General features: G+C 48.0%; 17 protein-coding genes. 10 read left to right on the forward strand and 7 right to left on the reverse strand.

Annotation, left to right across the window (positions count from 1 at the left end; translation table 11 throughout):
• Positions 1–26 precede the first annotated feature (26 nt).
• Genes AB1K62_RS03755 through AB1K62_RS03790 form a run of 8 tightly spaced genes read left to right on the forward strand, consistent with a single transcriptional unit; the run spans position 27 to position 9718 of the window.
• Positions 27–1682, forward strand: coding sequence for an electron transfer flavoprotein-ubiquinone oxidoreductase (locus AB1K62_RS03755; RefSeq protein WP_367001361.1), 1656 nt, complete (start codon positions 27–29; stop codon positions 1680–1682).
• A 22-nt stretch (positions 1683–1704) separates the two neighbouring features.
• Positions 1705–3339 (forward strand): tetratricopeptide repeat protein, encoded by a 1635-nt coding sequence (locus AB1K62_RS03760; protein ID WP_367001362.1) that lies wholly within the window; start codon positions 1705–1707, stop codon positions 3337–3339.
• Positions 3339–4193: a 4-(cytidine 5'-diphospho)-2-C-methyl-D-erythritol kinase gene (locus AB1K62_RS03765; RefSeq protein ID WP_367001364.1), complete on the forward strand. Its 855-nt coding sequence runs from the start codon at positions 3339–3341 to the stop codon at positions 4191–4193. The genes AB1K62_RS03760 and AB1K62_RS03765 overlap by 1 nt, the downstream gene beginning before the upstream one ends.
• A complete protein-coding gene (locus tag AB1K62_RS03770; protein ID WP_367001366.1) occupies positions 4190–4915 on the forward strand; it encodes an N-formylglutamate amidohydrolase in 726 nt (241 codons plus the stop codon). The genes AB1K62_RS03765 and AB1K62_RS03770 overlap by 4 nt, the downstream gene beginning before the upstream one ends.
• Positions 4916–4972: 57 nt before the next feature.
• Positions 4973–6694 carry a dihydroxy-acid dehydratase gene (gene ilvD / locus AB1K62_RS03775; RefSeq protein ID WP_367001367.1) on the forward strand — a complete coding sequence of 574 codons (1722 nt, stop codon included), beginning with the start codon at positions 4973–4975 and terminating at the stop codon, positions 6692–6694.
• On the forward strand, positions 6675–7085 hold the full coding sequence (locus AB1K62_RS03780; protein WP_367001368.1) for a hypothetical protein: 411 nt from the start codon (positions 6675–6677) through the stop codon (positions 7083–7085). The genes ilvD and AB1K62_RS03780 overlap by 20 nt, the downstream gene beginning before the upstream one ends.
• A gap of 21 nt (positions 7086–7106) precedes the next feature.
• Positions 7107–8510 carry an NAD(P)H-hydrate dehydratase gene (locus AB1K62_RS03785; RefSeq protein ID WP_367001369.1) on the forward strand — a complete coding sequence of 468 codons (1404 nt, stop codon included), beginning with the start codon at positions 7107–7109 and terminating at the stop codon, positions 8508–8510.
• Complete coding sequence (locus tag AB1K62_RS03790; RefSeq protein ID WP_367001370.1) at positions 8507–9718, forward strand: class I SAM-dependent RNA methyltransferase; 1212 nt, start codon at positions 8507–8509, stop codon at positions 9716–9718. The genes AB1K62_RS03785 and AB1K62_RS03790 overlap by 4 nt, the downstream gene beginning before the upstream one ends.
• 302 nt (positions 9719–10020) lie before the next feature.
• On the opposite strand, the gene AB1K62_RS03795 is transcribed toward AB1K62_RS03790, so the two are convergent.
• The 3 genes from AB1K62_RS03795 to AB1K62_RS03805 all read right to left on the reverse strand — a co-directional run bounded on the left by AB1K62_RS03795 (position 10021) and on the right by AB1K62_RS03805 (position 12162).
• Positions 10021–10452: an MAPEG family protein gene (locus AB1K62_RS03795; protein WP_367001373.1), complete on the reverse strand. Its 432-nt coding sequence runs from the start codon at positions 10450–10452 to the stop codon at positions 10021–10023.
• A gap of 36 nt (positions 10453–10488) precedes the next feature.
• Positions 10489–10917 carry an MAPEG family protein gene (locus AB1K62_RS03800; RefSeq protein ID WP_367001374.1) on the reverse strand — a complete coding sequence of 143 codons (429 nt, stop codon included), beginning with the start codon at positions 10915–10917 and terminating at the stop codon, positions 10489–10491.
• A 99-nt stretch (positions 10918–11016) separates the two neighbouring features.
• Positions 11017–12162 carry a type III PLP-dependent enzyme gene (locus AB1K62_RS03805; protein ID WP_367002055.1) on the reverse strand — a complete coding sequence of 382 codons (1146 nt, stop codon included), beginning with the start codon at positions 12160–12162 and terminating at the stop codon, positions 11017–11019.
• Between AB1K62_RS03805 and AB1K62_RS03810 the strand changes: the two genes are divergently transcribed.
• Positions 12066–12332: a hypothetical protein gene (locus tag AB1K62_RS03810; protein ID WP_367002081.1), complete on the forward strand. Its 267-nt coding sequence runs from the start codon at positions 12066–12068 to the stop codon at positions 12330–12332. The genes AB1K62_RS03805 and AB1K62_RS03810 overlap by 97 nt on opposite strands.
• 69 nt (positions 12333–12401) lie before the next feature.
• Here AB1K62_RS03810 and AB1K62_RS03815 read toward each other — a convergent pair whose 3' ends face one another.
• Together AB1K62_RS03815 and AB1K62_RS03820 are read right to left on the reverse strand one after the other, a co-directional pair.
• On the reverse strand, positions 12402–13571 hold the full coding sequence (locus AB1K62_RS03815) for a carboxynorspermidine decarboxylase (RefSeq protein ID WP_367001376.1): 1170 nt from the start codon (positions 13569–13571) through the stop codon (positions 12402–12404).
• Between the two features lies 1 nt (position 13572).
• Positions 13573–14790, reverse strand: a complete 1218-nt coding sequence (locus tag AB1K62_RS03820; protein WP_367001378.1) for a saccharopine dehydrogenase family protein — start codon at positions 14788–14790, stop codon at positions 13573–13575.
• A gap of 53 nt (positions 14791–14843) precedes the next feature.
• On the opposite strand from AB1K62_RS03820, the gene AB1K62_RS03825 reads away from it, so the two are divergent.
• A complete protein-coding gene (locus AB1K62_RS03825) occupies positions 14844–15827 on the forward strand; it encodes a threonine/serine dehydratase (protein WP_367001380.1) in 984 nt (327 codons plus the stop codon).
• Positions 15828–16033: 206 nt separating this feature from the next.
• On the opposite strand, the gene hemA is transcribed toward AB1K62_RS03825, so the two are convergent.
• Entirely contained in the window at positions 16034–17248 is a 1215-nt protein-coding gene (gene hemA, locus AB1K62_RS03830; RefSeq protein WP_367001382.1) for a 5-aminolevulinate synthase, read from the reverse strand.
• A 110-nt stretch (positions 17249–17358) separates the two neighbouring features.
• Positions 17359–18171 (reverse strand): glutamate racemase, encoded by an 813-nt coding sequence (gene murI / locus AB1K62_RS03835; RefSeq protein WP_367001383.1) that lies wholly within the window; start codon positions 18169–18171, stop codon positions 17359–17361.
• Between the last annotated feature and the right edge of the window lie 10 nt (positions 18172–18181).

Here is an 18181-nt window from a genome sequence, read left to right on the forward strand (position 1 = left end):
ATTAGGACGATTACGGGAATTATACAATGAGTGAACGAGAATCCATGCCTTATGATATAGTCATTGTTGGCGGCGGCCCAGCAGGACTAGCAGCGGCTATACGCTTTAAGCAATTAGCGGATGAAGCGGGTAAGGATCTTTCAGTCTGTATCCTTGAAAAAGGCTCTGAAATCGGCGCACATATTTTGTCCGGTGCGGTCGTTGACCCGAAGGCTTTGGACGAACTGCTCCCCAATTGGCGCGAAGAAGATTGCCCAATGGCGGCGGTTCCTGTGACGGACAATCAGCACTGGGTACTGACCAAAAGAAAAAAATATGCATTGCCTCACATCATGTTTCCCGGATTTATGCAAAATAAAGGAACCTATACAGGTTCACTTGGCAATCTCTGCCGTTGGCTAGGTGAGCGTGCGGAAAATATGGGAGTAGAAATCTTCCCGGGCTTCGCGGCAGCCGAGATTCTGTATAATGATGATGGTTCGGTCAAAGGCGTTGCCACTGGTGATATGGGTGTCGCTCGTGACGGCACTCACAAAGCTGATTACCAGCCAGGTCTGGAACTTCATGCAAAATATACTTTTTTTGCAGAAGGCGTTCGTGGGCATTTAACCAAAATATTGAAAAACAAGTTTGCCTTGGATGCAGATAGCCAGCCACAGGTTTACGGGCTAGGCGTCAAAGAACTATGGGATATTGATCCGGATAAACATGCGCCGGGCCGCGTTATCCATAGTCAAGGCTGGCCCTTGACTGCTGGCGCAAACGGAGGCGGCTTTTTGTATCATCAAGCCGATAACCAGGTTGCCGTAGGTTTTGTCACCTGGCTCAATTATGAAAACCCTTATCTGTCACCGTTTGAAGAAATGCAGCGTTGGAAACAACATCCTGAAATCCGCAAGATATTGGAAGGCGGAAAGCGGGTTTCTTATGGTGCCCGCGCGATTAATGATGGTGGTTTTCAATCCGTACCCAAATTATTCTTCCCCGGCGGCGCGTTAATTGGCTGCTCTGCTGGTTTTGTGAATGTTCCGCGGATCAAGGGTACGCACACCGCGATGAAAACAGGAATGATGGCGGCCGAAGCAGCTTTTGAGGCGATTATCGCAGACCGTGAAAACGATGAGCTAACAGCTTATGGTACAGCCTATGAAAATAGCTGGGTACGTGAGGAATTGCGCGTCGTTCGCAATGTTTTGCCAGCGGTTGAGAAATATGGTGATTTCCTTGGTTCTATCATTGCCGGCATCAATATGTGGGCAGAGAATTTCAAAATCAAAATGCCGTTCACGATGAAGCATCATCCGGATCATTCGCGTTTGAAACGTGCAGAACATTGCACACCGATTGAATATCCTAAACCGGACGGGGTTATCAGCTTTGACCGCCTGTCATCTGTTTTTCTGTCCAATACCAATCATGAGGAAGATCAGCCGGTTCACCTGCAACTGAAAGATCCCTCAATACCCGTGGATGTGAACCTACCCCAGTTTGCTGGTCCCTCGCAGCGCTATTGCCCTGCGGGTGTCTATGAATTCGTTGAGGATGAAGCCGGTAATCCGAAGTTCCAGATTAACGCGCAAAACTGTGTTCATTGCAAAACCTGTGATATTAAGGATCCGTCCCAGAATATTAATTGGGTAGTCCCAGAAGGTGGTGGAGGCCCGAATTACCCCAATATGTAAAATAGGTTTAAGCAGCATCATATTGGCTACTCTATTTGGTAGCCCGGCCTTTGCGAAGCGCAGCGATGATGCTGAAATGCTAAAAAAATATGTTGAAGCTAGGTTGGCAGAATCAAATGGCCGACCGGCGGACGCAGCCGTTATCTATGCAGAGACATTGAAGAAGCAGCCTGACAACCTGCTTCTGGCTAGCAAAACTTACGTAAAAGCTATTGAGTCTGGAGATTTTCATCTGGCGTTTAAAGCCGTTCGTGCTTTGGAATTAGGCGGTGCCGTTGATCCGGAAATGCCGTTGTTGCTATTTGCGGACGCATTTGCACGTAAGGATTATAAGGCAGCGGAACTGGCTTCGCTTGAACTAAAAGCCCGGGAACATCTGGCTTTTTTAACACCTTTGCTAAACGCCTGGATCGCCAATGCTAGCGGGAAGAGCCCTGTGAAGGAACTCTCGCTGGCAAACAAAGATAAGAATGGCGCTTATTACCATCAAGAGCAGTTGATATTACATGCCTTGGCAGGCGGCTATGAAGCTGATGTCATGCAGTTGATTGACGCATTGATTGATCGACGTGAACCACGAATGGCGCCGTTGCGTATTCTTATCGCCCGTCATTTTCTAGCGATAGGAAACGAGGAGCAGGCGCAAAAGATATTGCAACATAAAGTTACCGGATCAGAGACCAGAATGTTCCGCGAGGTTCAGGCCGGAAACACACATGGATTAGCGCAAAAAGCCGACGCAATGACAGGGGCTGCTTTCCTGCTCCAAAGACTTGCCGCGGATCTTGGTGCTCAACGAGCATATTTTTCCGGCCTCGTAATTGCACAAGCCGCAGCAAATATCTCTCCTGATAATGACTATGGGCGTCATGTTCTGGCGGATGCTTATGGGAATATTAAAAACAGCGCGGCAGCTATAGCCGAGCTGAAGAAAATACCTGATAATAGTATCTATGCGCTTCAAGCTATCAACATGGAGATTGCACGATATATAGAAACCAAAAACTATACCGCTGGTCATAAACGTATGGAAGAGACCATCGCATTGCACCCTGATATACCAGAATTAAGGGCTTTATCCGGGCAATTGTTTCAGGTTAGCGGTAACAATAAAGCCGCTGCAAAAGCTTATGAAGACGCTATTATTCTAGCTGAAAAGCGCAATCTTTCAGACAGGGTGCTTGCAAGCTATTGGTTAGCGCTGGGCGGTGCTCAGGAACAGGCCGGGCTTTGGCCCAAAGGCCTTGAATCATTGAAAAAAGCTAATGCTTTGCTACCGAAATCTGCCAGTATATTAAACTATCTTGGCTACGCGCAGTTGGAACGCCGGGAAAACACCAAGGCAGCCATTGCTGCAATCCGCAAAGCCTATAAGCTTAGGCCATCCTCTCCAGCGATCACGGATTCACTGGGGTGGGCCTATTATATCACCGGCGAGTATGAAAAAGCGGTTGATTATCTGGAGTTAGCGCGTGCTGGAGAACCCCACGACCCAACGATTAACGAGCATCTTGGAGACGCTTATTGGGCAGTAGGCCGCAAATATGAAGCTCGCTATGCTTGGAAATCTGCAAAATTATTTGCCGATATAACTGGTGCCGAACGCTTGACCGACAAGATTGACTTGGGTCTTCGTGCAAATCTTGTTTCGCCTTAATGACACAAATAGACAGCTATTCTGGCAACAGTGAAATCGCCTATGCAAAGATAAATCTTGCACTTCATGTTCGTGAGCGGCTGATCAGTGGTTATCATGACATTGAAACGGTTTTCGCGTTTCTCGACAACGGTGACATTGTGTCGGTGCAACCGGGTGAGGGGATCAATCTTTCAATAACTGGCCCCTTTGCCAATGGATTGAGCGATACCGATAACCTAATTATGGATGCCGCGCATCTGTTGGCATCACAAAGCGACAGAAAGCTGGATGCGAATCTCGTTCTAGAGAAGCATCTGCCGATTGCATCCGGAATCGGCGGAGGGTCCGCAGATGCAGCCGCGGCGCTCCGTTTGCTTAACCGGTTTTGGAAATTCGATCTGTCAATATCTGAACTGGCACAACTTTCTGCTCCTCTTGGCGCTGATGTTCCTGCTTGTGTCCATAGCCAGACATGCTTGGGAAAGGGGAGTGGCCAAGACATTAGATATTTAGATAGCACGGCACTAAAGAAATATGTCGCTCTATTGGTTAACCCACTAATACCAATAGCAACAGCATCGGTTTTCCGTGATTGGGACGGCATTGATCGCGGTGCTCTTGTGGGCAATACTCCGATGGAGATGGCTCTTTCAGGTCGTAACGATCTGCAACTGCCCGCCGAAAGTCATGCCCCCGTTATCAGAGATATACTAATGAGACTGAATGAAACAAATCCCGTAGTTGCCAGAATGTCGGGATCAGGCGCGACATGCTTCGCGCTTTACGAAAGTTTGGGTGCAGCACATTCCGCCAATGACACAATGAACAGCAAACTGGAGAAAATATGGACTATGATCGGAGGAATAAAATGATTGAGCCATTTGAAATTTCAGGAATAGTTCAAAAAGGTGGCATATTGGTCGTAGTGGATCATGCTTCAAACCATGTCCCGTCGCATATTGATCTTGGTATCCCTTCCGAATGTCTGGAAGAACATATCGCATATGATATCGGCGTTGCTAATATTGCGCGCTATATGTCTGAAACATCAGATTGTGTATCTATTTTAGGGACCGTCTCTCGTTTAGTTGTGGACCTTAATCGCTATCCTGATGAAGCTGCTGCTATACCCAAGCATAGCGATGGTGTGGAAATAACCGGCAATGATATTAGTGATGAGGATAGAGAAGCCCGGCTCAACCAATATTTTCATCCCTATCACAACCGCGTTGCGTCTTTAATCCGTGATATGAACCCTGATCTGGTTCTTTTCTTGCACAGCTTTACCCCCAATTTACGATCCGGTTCAGTGGAACAACGGCCCTGGGAAATCGGAGTTCTTTACAATGAGTATGAAATTGCTTCGCGTTTGGCACTGGACTTTTTGAAAGATGAGCAACTGGTAGTTGGCGACCAGCAGCCCTATTCAGGCAAAGATCTTCACGCCACAATGAAGAGGCAAGCAGAGGATATCGGACAAGCCTATACGGAAATTGAAATACGACAAGATTTGATTACCCATGAAACCGGTCAACGCCATTTCGCCGATTTATTGATACGAATGTGTGATAAGATACGAACAGGGCTTGCGTGATCGTCATAGTTTTGGAAGGACGTTTGGCAATAACTGACTTTTTTGCAGGACCATGAAATGACCCGAACATTCGATAAATCCACCTTGCCAAGCCGCTATGTCAGCGTCGGCCCGGAACGCGCGCCTCAACGTAGCTATTATTATGCCATGGGGATGAGCGAAGAAGATATTGCTAAACCGTTTGTCGGGATTGCTTCTGCCGGTAATGATAGTGCGCCATGCAATACTTTGCTTGATGCACAGGCTGATATGGCCCGGCAAGGCGTTATTGAAGGCGGCGGAACCCCGCGACGGTTTAACACCATCACTGTTACAGACGGCATTGCCATGGGGCATCAGGGGATGAAATCCTCTCTTGTATCGCGTGAGGTCATTGCCGACTCAGTAGAACTGAGTGTGCGTGGTCATTGCTATGATGCGGTGATCGGCTATGCCGGCTGCGACAAAAGCCTGCCCGGCATGATGATGGCGATGCTACGGCTCAATGTTCCTTCGATCTTCGTCTATGGCGGATCTATCCTGCCGGGCCGCTTCCATAACGAGGATGTGACCGTTGTTGATGTATTTGAAGCCGTGGGTCAACATAGCGCAGGTAACTGCCCGCTTCAGGAGTTGATCGAACTGGAAAAAGTGGCCTGTCCGGGTCATGGGGCTTGTGGTGGACAATTTACGGCTAACACAATGGCCTGTGTGGCCGAGGCAATTGGTTTGTCACTACCCAACAGCAATATGGCACCTGCGCCTTATGAAACCCGCGAGGACATGGCCGTTGCCGCCGGACGTCAGATTATGGACCTGATCGGACGTAATTTACGGCCACGCGATATTTGCACCAGAGATGCTTTTTTTAATGCTGCGCGCGTAGTTGCTGCAACTGGCGGATCAACAAATGCTGCTCTTCACCTGCCTGCAATGGCTAACGAAGCGGGCATTGATTTTGATCTGTTCGACGTTGCGGAAGTGTTTAAGACAACGCCTTATCTCGCCGATTTGAAACCGGGCGGCAAATATGTTGCCAAAGATATGCATGATGCCGGCGGCGTGTATATGCTCATGAAAACCATGATGGATGACGGTCTGCTATTTGGTGATTGCATGACGGTTAGTGGTAAAACACTGGGCGAAAATATTGAAGAGATCACATGGAATAGCGACCAGAAGGTTATCTATGATGTAAGCAATGCCATCACGCCTACGGGCGGGGTTGTCGGTCTGAAAGGGTCTTTGGCTCCCGAAGGAGCGATAGTGAAAGTCGCTGGCATGGCGCGTCTGCAATTCCGCGGTCCTGCCCAGACTTTTGAATGCGAAGAAGATGCTTTCGCTGCTGTAGAAAAGCGTGAGATCAAGGAAGGCTCAGTCATTGTCATCCGTAACGAAGGGCCAAAAGGCGGTCCGGGCATGCGCGAAATGCTGGCAACAACGGCGGCTCTATATGGTCAAGGCATGGGCGAAAAAGTAGCGCTTATTACGGATGGCCGTTTTTCAGGAGCGACGCGCGGTTTTTGCATCGGTCATGTCGGACCCGAAGCGGTCGATGGCGGTCCAATCGGCTTGGTTGAAGATGGCGATATGATAAATATTGATGCTGTTACAGGGGTAATCGACCTTGAGGTGGATGAAAAAACTCTGGAAGAGCGGCGCAAACGGTTCAAACCGCATGAAAATGATTATGCAGCCGGTGCGCTCTGGCGATATGCACAAAATGTCGGTCCGGCCTATAAGGGTGCTGTAACGCATCCTGGCGCCAAAGCGGAAAAGCATGTTTACGCGGATATCTAGTATCTCTGCGGCTATATTATTGGTCACGGCATGTGGATCGGAAAGCGATACCGAAGCAGAAAATGCAATAAACCAAGGGCTTGATGGCAGTAAAATCCGCTGCGCGGTCAATGGTGAAAGCCAGTTTTCCGATAGTTGCCAAGCTGAGCGGTTGTCTACAGAAAATGGAGTGACCCTTATCATCCATCATCCCGACGGAGGCTTTCGCCGGTTCAAGATTTTAACAGATGGTCGCGGAATAGAGGCTGCCGATGGAGCCGAGTTAGCCAAGATTGAAATTGTCGCGGATGAAAAGATACTGGTAAGTGTAGGGCCCGACCAATATATTATGCCAGCCCGAATGGAGACTGCTGTTAATAACGAGGTACCGGCGTCTCAAGCTGGAAATTAATACAAGAAGTTAGAGGTATTTATGCTCAATCACGGGCAAATCCTGACGACTAAAGAGATGCAGGCAGCAGAACAGATGCTTGTAGATGATGGCATTTCAATCATAGAATTGATGGATAAAGCGGGCACAGGAGCCGCGGAATATATTGCCCGTTCTGCACCCGAATATCCTACACTCATATTCTGCGGTCCGGGAAATAATGGCGGTGATGGCTATATTATTGCCCAAACGCTTTTGGAAAAAGGTACAGAAGTCGCCGTTGCGGCGAGTGGCAACCCCACAACCGATGCCGCGAAACATGCAAAATCTTTGTGGAAAGGCGAAACACTTAACCTGCAAGACGCAAAACCAATGCGGCAATTTGTCGACTGTTTATTTGGAACCGGCCTAACCCGGCCCATTACGGGCGATTTGCTGGATCATCATCAAAGGCTTTGCAATGGCGCACAGCGACGCGTGGCGGTTGATCTGCCCAGTGGCGCAGCCACCGATACCGGCGCATTGCTTAATCCTGTCTGCGCCTATGATCTGACGATAGCGCTCGGGGCGTTTAAGCCCGCACATTTCCTACATCCGGCTAGCGCACTCATGGGGGATGTGGTGGGGGTTGATATTGGTGTCAGCGCGGTTTCACAAATACGGTTACTAGAAAAACCTTCAATTAACCCGCCCGCATATTCCAATCATAAATATAAAAGAGGTCTGGTCGCCGTCATTGCAGGTGCAATGCCAGGAGCAGCAAAACTAGCTGCCTTGGCTGCTCAACGATCTGGTGCCGGCTATGTAAAAATCTTTGCTCAAACCGGCTTCTCGCCCCCTAATCACAGTATTGTGACGGAATATCATTGCGATCTGGAACAACTCCGCAAGCAATTATCAGATGAACGCATTGATATCATTTTAATCGGTCCCGGCCTTGGTCGAGATGAGCAAGCGTCTAAAATATTGAATATAGTTTTAAATAGTGAAAAACCGCTTTTGCTCGATGCTGATGCCTTGATCATTCTGGAAAAAAATACTGCCAAACGCTTGAAACATCACAGCCATCCCGTGATAATTACGCCTCATGCCGGGGAATTCATGGCTGTTTCCTCTGCCACTCAAGGTTCAAAAATTGACCTGACTGTGCAACTAGCTGCAAAGAGCGGTGCAATTATTGTCCATAAAGGACCGGATAGCGTAATCGCTAACCCAAAGGGAGATGTCACGCTAGTTCCCCCGTCATCAAGCTGGCTCTCAACCGCAGGAACCGGTGATGTTCTGGCCGGTATTATTGCTGCGCGTTTTGCGGGCCATAAGAATCCTTATCTTGCTGCAAACCAGGGGCAGTGGCTTCACAGCCGCGCTGGAAAACTGGCTGCTCCGGCTTTTTCACCCGAGATACTGATTGATCATATCCCAAAAGCACTACAAGAGTGCTTATGAACACTGAAAACGATCCAAATATCATTTTGCGCGTCGCGGCAAAAGGGGACGGCGTAACTGCTGATGGCCGCCATGTCGCATTTTCTGCGCCACTTGACCGACTAAACGCCGAAGGTGGCCTGATTAAAGGCCCCCACCATGTTGAGCCTCCTTGTCAACATTTCAAGAAATGCGGGGGATGCTCTCTTCAGCACTTAGATGCAGAAAGCTATGGGAAATTTGTCACTGACCGCGTTGCCTATGCTCTTGAAGGGCAGGGGTTGCACGCTGGCACGCTGCACCCACCGCAAATTTCAAAGCCAAAAAGCCGCATTCGTATAAGCCTGCGTGCCGCGATGGTGGGAAAAAGTTTCAAACTGGGTTTCAGCGGCGCTGGTAGTCATAGGATTATCGACCTGAAACAATGCGAAATAATGCGCCCCGAACTTTTTGCTGTCATTGAACCGCTACGCAAATTCCTCAAGTCAATCGCTACGCGCAAACATGATATGAATGTCGAGATGAACCTCGCGGATCAGGGTGTTGATCTATCTATCAAAAATTATGAACCTGAAAATCTCCAACAGCGGGAAGCGTTAGCTGATTTTGCTAAAGCTAATAAACTTGCCAGACTGTCTGTTGATAATGGTTTTGGCCCTGAAACACAGTGGGAACCAGAGCCGGTAACTGTCACGCTTGGCGGACTGGCTGTGGGCCTGCCGCACAATAGTTTTCTCCAACCTACATATGAAGGAAGAGATGCGCTTGTCGCTGCAATGTTGGAAACTGTTGGCGATACCCGAATGATCGCGGATCTTTTCGCTGGTCTGGGTACATTTACTTTTGCGCTCGGAGATAATCGCAAAGTCTATGCTGCGGAAGGTTCACGCGATGCCATTAGCACCCTGAAAATGACAGCTAACCAGTCGGGGCGTCAGATTTTCCCGGAACATCGTGATTTGTATAGACGCCCACTTAGTCCCGAAGAATTAAATCGCTTTGGTGCCGTAATTTTGGATCCACCCCGCGCCGGTGCGCGCGATCAAATTGCTCAGCTCGCACAATCCAAAGTGCCCAAAATCTGTTATATTAGCTGTAATCCATCAAGCTTTGCCCGCGATGCGAAACAATTATGTGATGCTGGATATAAGCTCAATGCCGTGTGGCCGGTCGGGCAATTTCTATGGTCAACCCATGTTGAATTGGTATCAAGCTTCACGCGGGAATGAAGTGCATGGAGCCAATAATATAAAGCGCTTTCCTACATGTCTGCGCTCATGATAGGCACGGCTCTTTCGTTTTTTTATTATCGGAAGGTAGATGAAAAACATGTTGGAAAATCCGCAAATCACAAAAATTGGCGGAAAATAAATACTCCTTGGTGTGAATTTAGTGAACTTAGAGCGAAATAGAGCATTCCATGAGTGCGAACTCATAGTAAAATAATAGAGTAGCCCCTGATTTTTAATTAAAATTAGAGTTTAGATAGAGGCTACTCAATTACAGCATCGCTTTAGCGCTAAATAAAAAGTCAGCGGAACACCGCGATCGCAGCTTGGACAGCCAACACAATTATACATAAGCTGGAGAGCGCAAATACCATGAAGCGAAACATAACTCTATTCACAGTCGCTTGAATCAGACTGTGTACAACACGTAAACCGACATAAATCCATGCAAACGTCAAATTTAATCCGTCACCCTGTCCGATCATCGCAAGAACAAGTGAAACAGCGTAAAATAGCGTCGGCTCGGTCAACAAATGATTGTAGTTATGCGCCTTCCATTGGACTTCTGCGGGTAGCAACCCGTCAAGCATCCCTCCCGTGCCACCTTTCAAATTGCCTGTATCAATTTTGGCTTTATTCATCGCCGGAATACGAGTAATATACATCCAAAGCCACATGAGCATGGTCCAAAGGATAAGCGCTACGACAGGCTGTAATATAGGACTGTTTTCCATTAAATTCTCTCCCCCAAGAGTAATTAAAGCTGTAGTTCAGATTAAAGTTGTGAAAAGCGCGTTAAGCGCTATGATGAGCAGACAAAGAGTTGATGCCAAAAACAGCAGGAAACGGACATTCACTAGATTAACCGTCGATTGCCAGATACTGTGAATGATACGCAGGGCAACATAGCCCCATGCCAGCCAAAGATTTATACCTGTGCCAGCTTCCGCGATGGCCAATATGAATACCGTCGCATAAAATAAGGTAGGCTGCTCCATCAGGTGGGTGTAATTATGGGATTTCCATGCGACCTTGTCGGGCATTTGCGGATCTAGATCAGGTCCGCGACCACCGGGTTTAGCGGAAATGTCGATCCCCATTTTCTTTGCCGCCGGAAGACGTGTTCCGGCCATCCAGAAAAGCATTATCAGTGACCAGACCACCAACAAAGCGGCTGGTGCCAATATAACGGTGTCCATGACAGCGTCCTCCCCAAGCCAATAACCGGTCGAGAGAAACTGCGTTACATATACTGCATTGTCAAATGCTACTTAACCCAAATTGATTAAACGATATTCTCAAACACGGGGGAAGGAGACAACATTCTCCCGGTCTGTACGATCAAGATTGTCACCGACATATACACTAGCCATCGGTTCATCGCTGACATCATAATCGTCAATTGATCCATAGCCGTTAAATTTGGTCCTCATCGCTGATCCATATGCACCCAACATGCCGATCTCAATGTAATCGCCGGTTTTTACATTTTCCGGTAATATGAACGGTCCGGCCATATGATCCATGTCGTCGCATGTCGGACCATAGAAGCTATATTCCGTGGTCGCCGGATCAGAACCAGATCCAATCAATTGTACCGGAAAACGCCATCCGATATGGGCTGCATCGAATAAAGTACCATATGCGCCGTCATTGATATACAGTTCGTTTCCGCGGCGTTGCTCTACTTTGACTATCAGCGAATTATACTCTGCCGCTAAGGCCCGGCCCGGTTCGCACCAAAGCTCTGCTGAGTAGCTGATAGGCAAATCCTCAAAAGTCCGATGGATTGCGCTGAAATAATGATTGAGCGAAGGAGGCGACATATCTGGATATATGGATGGAAACCCGCCACCGACATCCACAATATCGACCGTGACGGAGGCCTCTACAATCGCGGTACGTACCCGCTCCAGCGCATGAACATAAGCAAGCGGCGTCATTGCCTGACTACCGACATGGAAGCAGATACCCATAATTTCAGCCGTTTGACGCGTCCGCATTAACAGCTCGGTACTCTCATCGACATCAATGCCGAATTTGGATGCAAGGCTGATTTGCGAAAATTCCGATGCGACCTTTAACCGCACACAAAGTGTCAAATCTTCGGCGTGACCAGTAGCACGTTCAATTTTCTCAAGCTCATCCATGCTATCAAGCGAGAAAACACGTACGCCGTGTTCATGATAAGCTTCACTTATGACAGCTTCAGATTTGATTGGATGCATGAAGCACAGAACAGCTGCTGGTAAAATGTTACGAACAAGACGCACCTCCTCTATCGAGGCAACGTCAAAATGCGTAATGCCTTCACTGTAAAGTAGTTTCAAAAGCGCAGGCGAAGGGTTTGCTTTTACAGCGTAAAGCGACCTACCTGAAAATTGTTCGACAAAGTAACGCGCAGCGCGCCTGGCAGCGTGCGGGCGATTCAACAGAACTGGAATTTCGGGACAAAGAGTTTTGGTTAACTCCTTCGCATCATGAAAATTATGCAAATCAAGGGAACCCCTACATTTCTGTGAAAAATCAAGCTGCCTTGCGGATTTGCCATGATGATTCGGGGTCAGCCATGGGGCAGCGAGGGCGGCTATATGGCCGCATATTCATTCTGTAAAGTGTCAATAAACGATAATTTTAAAACCACCGTCGAGCATTGCTGCAATGCAGTGTTTCAAGCCGGTTTTCAGCCAAGACGGTCGCGAAAACTGGTCCAGCCAAACTGTTTTATACAGCGCAATTCATCCGAGTCACTATTCCATAGCCATATAGAGGGCAAAGGGACTCCGTTAAATGTATTGGTCTTAACCATCGAATAATGAGCCTGATCCAGAAAAGCTATCCGCTGGCCAATATGTGCTTGATCGGATAGTCGGTAATCGCCGATAATATCACCTGCCAGACAACTTGGTCCGCCAAGACGTATAACATTTCCTTCACTGCGCTCACCTAGCATCGCGGGTCGATATGGAGCTTCGATAACATCGGGCATATGGCAGGTGGCGGAAATATCGGTAATGCCTATCGACATACCGTTGTTAAATAGATCCAATATTTCACCGACCAATATTCCGCTATCAAGGGCAACGGCTTCGCCAGGCTCAAGGTAAATCTCGCAATTTGACTTGGCTTTAAGTTCACGCAAAAAACGCACCAGAGCATCACGATCATAATCATCTCTGACTATATGATGGCCACCGCCCAGATTGATCCAATCGAGCTGGTCATAATAGGGAGCAATTACTGGCTCAATTTTTTCCCAAGTCTGTTCTAAGGCATCAAAATTCTGCTCGCAAAGATTGTGGAAATGTATCCCGGAAATATCATCTAGATGTGAAGACTCTACCTGTGAAAGCGGGAAACCTAAACGGCTGTGCGGTTGGCTGGGATCATATTTTGGCGTTTCTCCAAGAGCGATTTCAGGGTTCAGACGCAAACCAATATCGCAGCTGGTAAAATCGATCCTCTGGTCATTTTGGTTTTTCCAGCTGTCAATCTGGGCTGGATTGTTAAAGATTACATGGTCTGAAAGTTCTACAATTTCTATTAGATCAGCAGATTTATAAGCTGGTGAATAGGTGCTGATTAAACCATTAAACTGCTCGTCAGCAAGTTTTGTCTCCCAAAGCCCCGAGGCGCAGCATCCATCAAGATATTGATCTATCAAAGGGGCCAGCGACCACATCGAAAAAGCTTTAAGCGCCAATAATATTTTTGCTCCTGATTGCTTTTTTACATCTGCCAGAATCTCAAGATTCCGGCGGACAGCCATCTCATCCACAACAAAAGCCGGGGAGGGCACACGGGCTAAATCAAAATGCGCGAATGCGCCGGGATCTCCTGCTTTCGTCTCCATTTTAAAATGCCAGGGGCGCGTCCATTTCCTCAAGTGTCCATGGCAGGCCATGTTCGTTCAGCATTTCCATGAAAGGATCAGGATCAAATTCTTCCATATTGAACACGCCTTTTCCTGACCATTTACCAGAGAGCATCAGCGCCGATCCGATCATTGCAGGAACACCGGTAGTATAGCTGACGCCTTGGTTTCCGGTTTCTTCGTACGCCGCCTCATGACTGCATATATTTTTGATATACAGAGTCTTCTGTGAGCCATTTTTTTCACCAGTGGCGATCACACCGATATTAGTTTTACCTTTTGTTGTTTCGCCAAGGCTTGACGGCTCCGGCAGAACGGCTTTCAGGAACTGGAGCGGGACAATCTGCTGGCCTTCATATTCAACCGGTTCAATCGAAGTCATGCCAACATTTTCAAGCACCTTAAGATGCGTGAGATAAGCATCACCAAAAGTCATCCAGAATCGAATTCGGTTAATTTCCGGGATATGCTTGGACAAAGATTCAATTTCCTCATGATACATAAGATACATGTTGCGCTCGCCTACTTCGGCAAAATCAAACGTCTGTTTGTGGGAAAGCGCAGGCGTTTCAACCCAAGCTCCATTCTCCCAATGACGGGCGGGTGCAGTAACTTCGCGGATATTAATCTCTGGATTAAAATTCGTCGCAAAATGCTGGCCATGATCACCGCCATTGCAATCCAGTATATCAAGCGTGTCAATGCGGTCGAAGTGATGCTTCTTTAGCCATGTTGTGAACACCGACGTAACGCCGGGATCAAAGCCCGAACCAAGCAACGCCATGATACCGGCTTCACGAAAACGGTCATGATAGTCCCACTGCCACTTATATTCGAATTTCGCTTCATCGCGCGGTTCATAATTGGCGGTATCCAGATAATCTGTTTTGGTTGCCAGGCACGCATCCATTATCGGCAAGTCCTGATAAGGGAGAGCCAGATTAACGACCAGATCAGGCTTTGCTTCGTCGATCAACTTCATCGTAGCAGCTACATCATCTGCATCAATTTGAGCCGTTTGAATCTCCACGGCAGTTCGCTCTTTTACGGACTTTGCAATGGCATCACATTTGGCAATTGTGCGGCTGGCCAACATAATTTCCGAAAACGGTCCCGTCTTAGCGGCGAGTAATTGTGCCATCTTGTGGACTGCCACAGAGCTGACGCCACCTGCACCGATCACCAAAACTTTACTCATAATATATTCTCATTTCGCTAGAGGAATCCTGTACTCGCATATAAGAGGTCATCATGACAGAGCAATTACTTTTGGACCCTGCCAGAAAACCCGATATGGCAGGTGTCAAACGCGCAGCCAAAAAAATTGCCGCTATTTTACCCCCTACTCCTTTACTACCGCTCATTATCGAGGGCACGACAGTCTGGTGCAAAGCAGAGTGCCTTCAGCCTATTGGTGCTTTCAAGATACGCGGTGGATGGCACCGTTTAACTGATCTTGATGAAGATCAAAAACATCGCGGCGTCGTAGCCTTCTCCAGCGGTAATCATGCGCAGGGTGTGGCTTGGGCAGCTCAGCGATTGGGAATTAAAGCAACAATCATCATGCCTGCCGATGCGCCGGCTGCAAAACTGGAAAACACCAAAAAACTGGGCGCTAAGGTCATTACCTATGACAGGCTAACGGAATCGCGCGAAGAGATAGCAACGGAAGTCGCTGGTAAAAATGGTGCGGTCCTTGTTCCCAGTTTTGCTGATCCATGGGTCATAGAAGGGCAGGGCAGCACCGGCATCGAAATCCGTCAGCAAATGATAGACCAAAGCGGTTCGGAACCCGATCATCTCGTCATTTGTTGCGGGGGAGGCGGGCTGGCTTCTGGAATATCGCTGGCCAATCCGGAAGCCAATATTACTGTTGTGGAACCCGAGGGCTGGGATGACATGAAACGGTCGCTGGAAAACGGGCGGATTGTTCCGGTTCGCGATAATCCACCTGCTACCGATTGTGATGCCTTGCAGACCTTATTAGTCTCACCGCTGACCTTTGACATATTAAAAGAGCATCAGGCAAAAGGCGTTACTGTCTCAGAAACAGAAGTTCATCACGCAATGCGGATTGCTTATGAACAATTACGACTGGTCATAGAACCCGGTGGCGCAGTTGCACTCGCGGCCATATTAGCTGGCAAAGCGCCGGTAACGAACCACACAGCTCTTACACTTTCAGGCGGAAATATTGATCGTAAATATTTCGCCAAAATAATGGGCGACCGCTAGCTAAGTTCACTAAGTTCACACCAAGAATGCTTTTTTCCCTGCCAAAGTTCACACAATTCACACGGTGATTGCGTGAGAAAAAACACATAATCTCATGCCAAGAGATCAGCACAAAACGAACCATATTCGAGATTGAGAAAGAGCCGGACAAAGCATTAGCATTGCCCGTGCCATGTAGGACAGATATTTATCTTACAGAAGCCGCATCAGGCAGCGAGTTGCAATTCCATCCGGCTCCAGATTTCAACCAGCGCCTTGGTAAGATCGACCATCATTTCCTTGGTGTGGACTGGTCCCGGAGTAAAGCGCAAACGTTCCAAACCGCGCGGAACGGTAGGATAGTTTATCGGCTGCACATAGACTCCATATTCTGCAAGCAAAATATCACTGATCTTTTTGGCTTTCACAGGATCGCCCACCAACAAAGGAACGATATGAGTGGTTGTGTCCATGACGGGTAAGCCCGCTTCGCAAAACATATCTTTTAGGAACTGTGCAGCAGCCTGCTGGCCATCGCGTTCCACGCTGGATTTTTTAAGATGCCTGACACTTGCCAAGGCTCCGGCTACAAGAACGGGAGACAGGCTGGTCGTAAAAATAAAGCCGGGGGCATAGGAACGGATTACGTCGATGATTTTCTGATCTGCGGTAATATAACCACCCATGACGCCTATGGCCTTTGCCAGAGTGCCTTCAATAATCGTGATACGGCTAGCCGCGCCGTCACGTTCGGAAATACCACCTCCTCGTTCGCCATACATGCCCACGGCATGGACTTCATCGCAATAGGTCAATGCATTATATTTATCGGCAAGATCACAAATCGCATGCAGCGGCGCGACATCACCGTCCATTGAATAAATGCTTTCAAAAGCGATCAGCTTTGGCGCTTCGGGATCTTCGGCAGCCAAAAGCTGTTCAAGATGCTCCAGATCATTATGGCGGAAAATACGCTTCTCGCAGCCACTATTTTTAATGCCTGCAATCATGGAAGCATGGTTCAGTTCATCAGAAAAAATAATGCAGCCGGGCAAAACTTTGGTGAGCGTCGAAAGGGTTGCTTCGTTGGAAACATAGCCTGATGTGAATAAAAGTGCACCGGATTTTCCGTGCAGATCAGCAAGCTCACTTTCAAGTTGGACATGATAATGGGTGTTGCCACCAATATTGCGTGTGCCGCCAGAGCCGGCCCCGACATCATGCAAAGCATCTTCCATTGCAGTGACGACATCGGGATGCTGCCCCATGGCGAGATAATCATTGGAACACCAGACTGTGACAGGCTTTGGCCCGTTGTGATGGGCAAAACAGCGGGCATTAGGGAAGTTTCCCTTATTACGCAGAATATCAATAAAAACTCGGTAGCGTCCTTCGCTATGCAAGCGATCGATCGCTTGAGAAAAAACCTTATCGTAGTCCACTTTATACCCGTTCCTGTTACTTCGTAATTGTACCAAGCGATTTTCAGCATAGCCAATAACGATGTTTTTGCGGAATTTCCAGCGAGAACCATTCGCAATAAGCGGCAATACTAAAGTAGTTCTAGCTTTCTTAAACCAAATTCATGAAGTTTCTTACAATATGGGGCCATTTGGTCAAGCTCGCCGGTTGTTACGAGAACACCATCATGCTTAGTTTCCGGCCATTTGGTTCCTTTGGTAAGATAAGCAATCCGCCTCGCAATTCCCTGTGAACCATCAATAAACTGAACAGGCTGAACGAAATATTTCTGCAACTCCTCTTCCACTAAAGGGAAGTGGGTGCAGGCCAGAATGACGGTATCAATCTCGTCTCCATGCTCCTGTTCGATTAAACCCGCAACCGCAGCCTGTATAGCCTGGGGGTCTGGTATTTCACCGCGTAATTTGGCTTCCGCGGAATGAACCAGATCAGGAGCACCGAAACGCAACAGCTTTTTATCTGAAGCAAATTCATCAGCCAATCGGTCTACATAAGGCTGGCGGATCGTAGCAGAGGTTCCCAATAAACCGATAACACCTGTTTTCGTTATCTGGCTCGCTGGCTTGACTGCGGGAACGGTTCCGACCACCGGAATATCAAGAACCGACCGGACAACATCAAGCGCAATGGTGGAGGCTGTATTACATGCCATTGTAACCAATTGCGGCTTATACCTCTCGACGAGCCGCCCCAGCAGCAAAGGGATGCGGGTGGAAAGTTCTTCTTCGGTTTTCATACCATAGGGCATGCCCGCATAATCAGCAGCATAGACAATTGGAGCATCAGGCAGCAATTTTTGCGCCTCACGCAAAATAGACAGGCCTCCAACCCCCGTGTCGAAGAATAGAAGTGGGCCGGATGTATCTACTTGGTCGCCTGTCATGGTTGCTCCC

The organism is Parasphingorhabdus sp. JC815 (genome assembly GCF_040717415.1).
Taxonomy (GTDB): Bacteria; Pseudomonadota; Alphaproteobacteria; order Sphingomonadales; family Sphingomonadaceae; genus Parasphingorhabdus.

Coding starts and splice junctions, on each gene's coding strand:
- AB1K62_RS03755 (WP_367001361.1), top strand. CDS start 27: ATGAGTGAACGAGAATCCATGCCTTATGATATAGTCATTGTTGGCGGC.
- AB1K62_RS03765 (WP_367001364.1), top strand. CDS start 3,339: ATGACACAAATAGACAGCTATTCTGGCAACAGTGAAATCGCCTATGCA.
- AB1K62_RS03770 (WP_367001366.1), top strand. CDS start 4,190: ATGATTGAGCCATTTGAAATTTCAGGAATAGTTCAAAAAGGTGGCATA.
- ilvD (WP_367001367.1), top strand. CDS start 4,973: ATGACCCGAACATTCGATAAATCCACCTTGCCAAGCCGCTATGTCAGC.
- AB1K62_RS03780 (WP_367001368.1), top strand. CDS start 6,675: ATGTTTACGCGGATATCTAGTATCTCTGCGGCTATATTATTGGTCACG.
- AB1K62_RS03785 (WP_367001369.1), top strand. CDS start 7,107: ATGCTCAATCACGGGCAAATCCTGACGACTAAAGAGATGCAGGCAGCA.
- AB1K62_RS03790 (WP_367001370.1), top strand. CDS start 8,507: ATGAACACTGAAAACGATCCAAATATCATTTTGCGCGTCGCGGCAAAA.
- AB1K62_RS03795 (WP_367001373.1), bottom strand. CDS start 10,452: ATGGAAAACAGTCCTATATTACAGCCTGTCGTAGCGCTTATCCTTTGG.
- AB1K62_RS03800 (WP_367001374.1), bottom strand. CDS start 10,917: ATGGACACCGTTATATTGGCACCAGCCGCTTTGTTGGTGGTCTGGTCA.
- AB1K62_RS03815 (WP_367001376.1), bottom strand. CDS start 13,571: ATGGAGACGAAAGCAGGAGATCCCGGCGCATTCGCGCATTTTGATTTA.
- AB1K62_RS03820 (WP_367001378.1), bottom strand. CDS start 14,790: ATGAGTAAAGTTTTGGTGATCGGTGCAGGTGGCGTCAGCTCTGTGGCA.
- AB1K62_RS03825 (WP_367001380.1), top strand. CDS start 14,844: ATGACAGAGCAATTACTTTTGGACCCTGCCAGAAAACCCGATATGGCA.
- murI (WP_367001383.1), bottom strand. CDS start 18,171: ATGACAGGCGACCAAGTAGATACATCCGGCCCACTTCTATTCTTCGAC.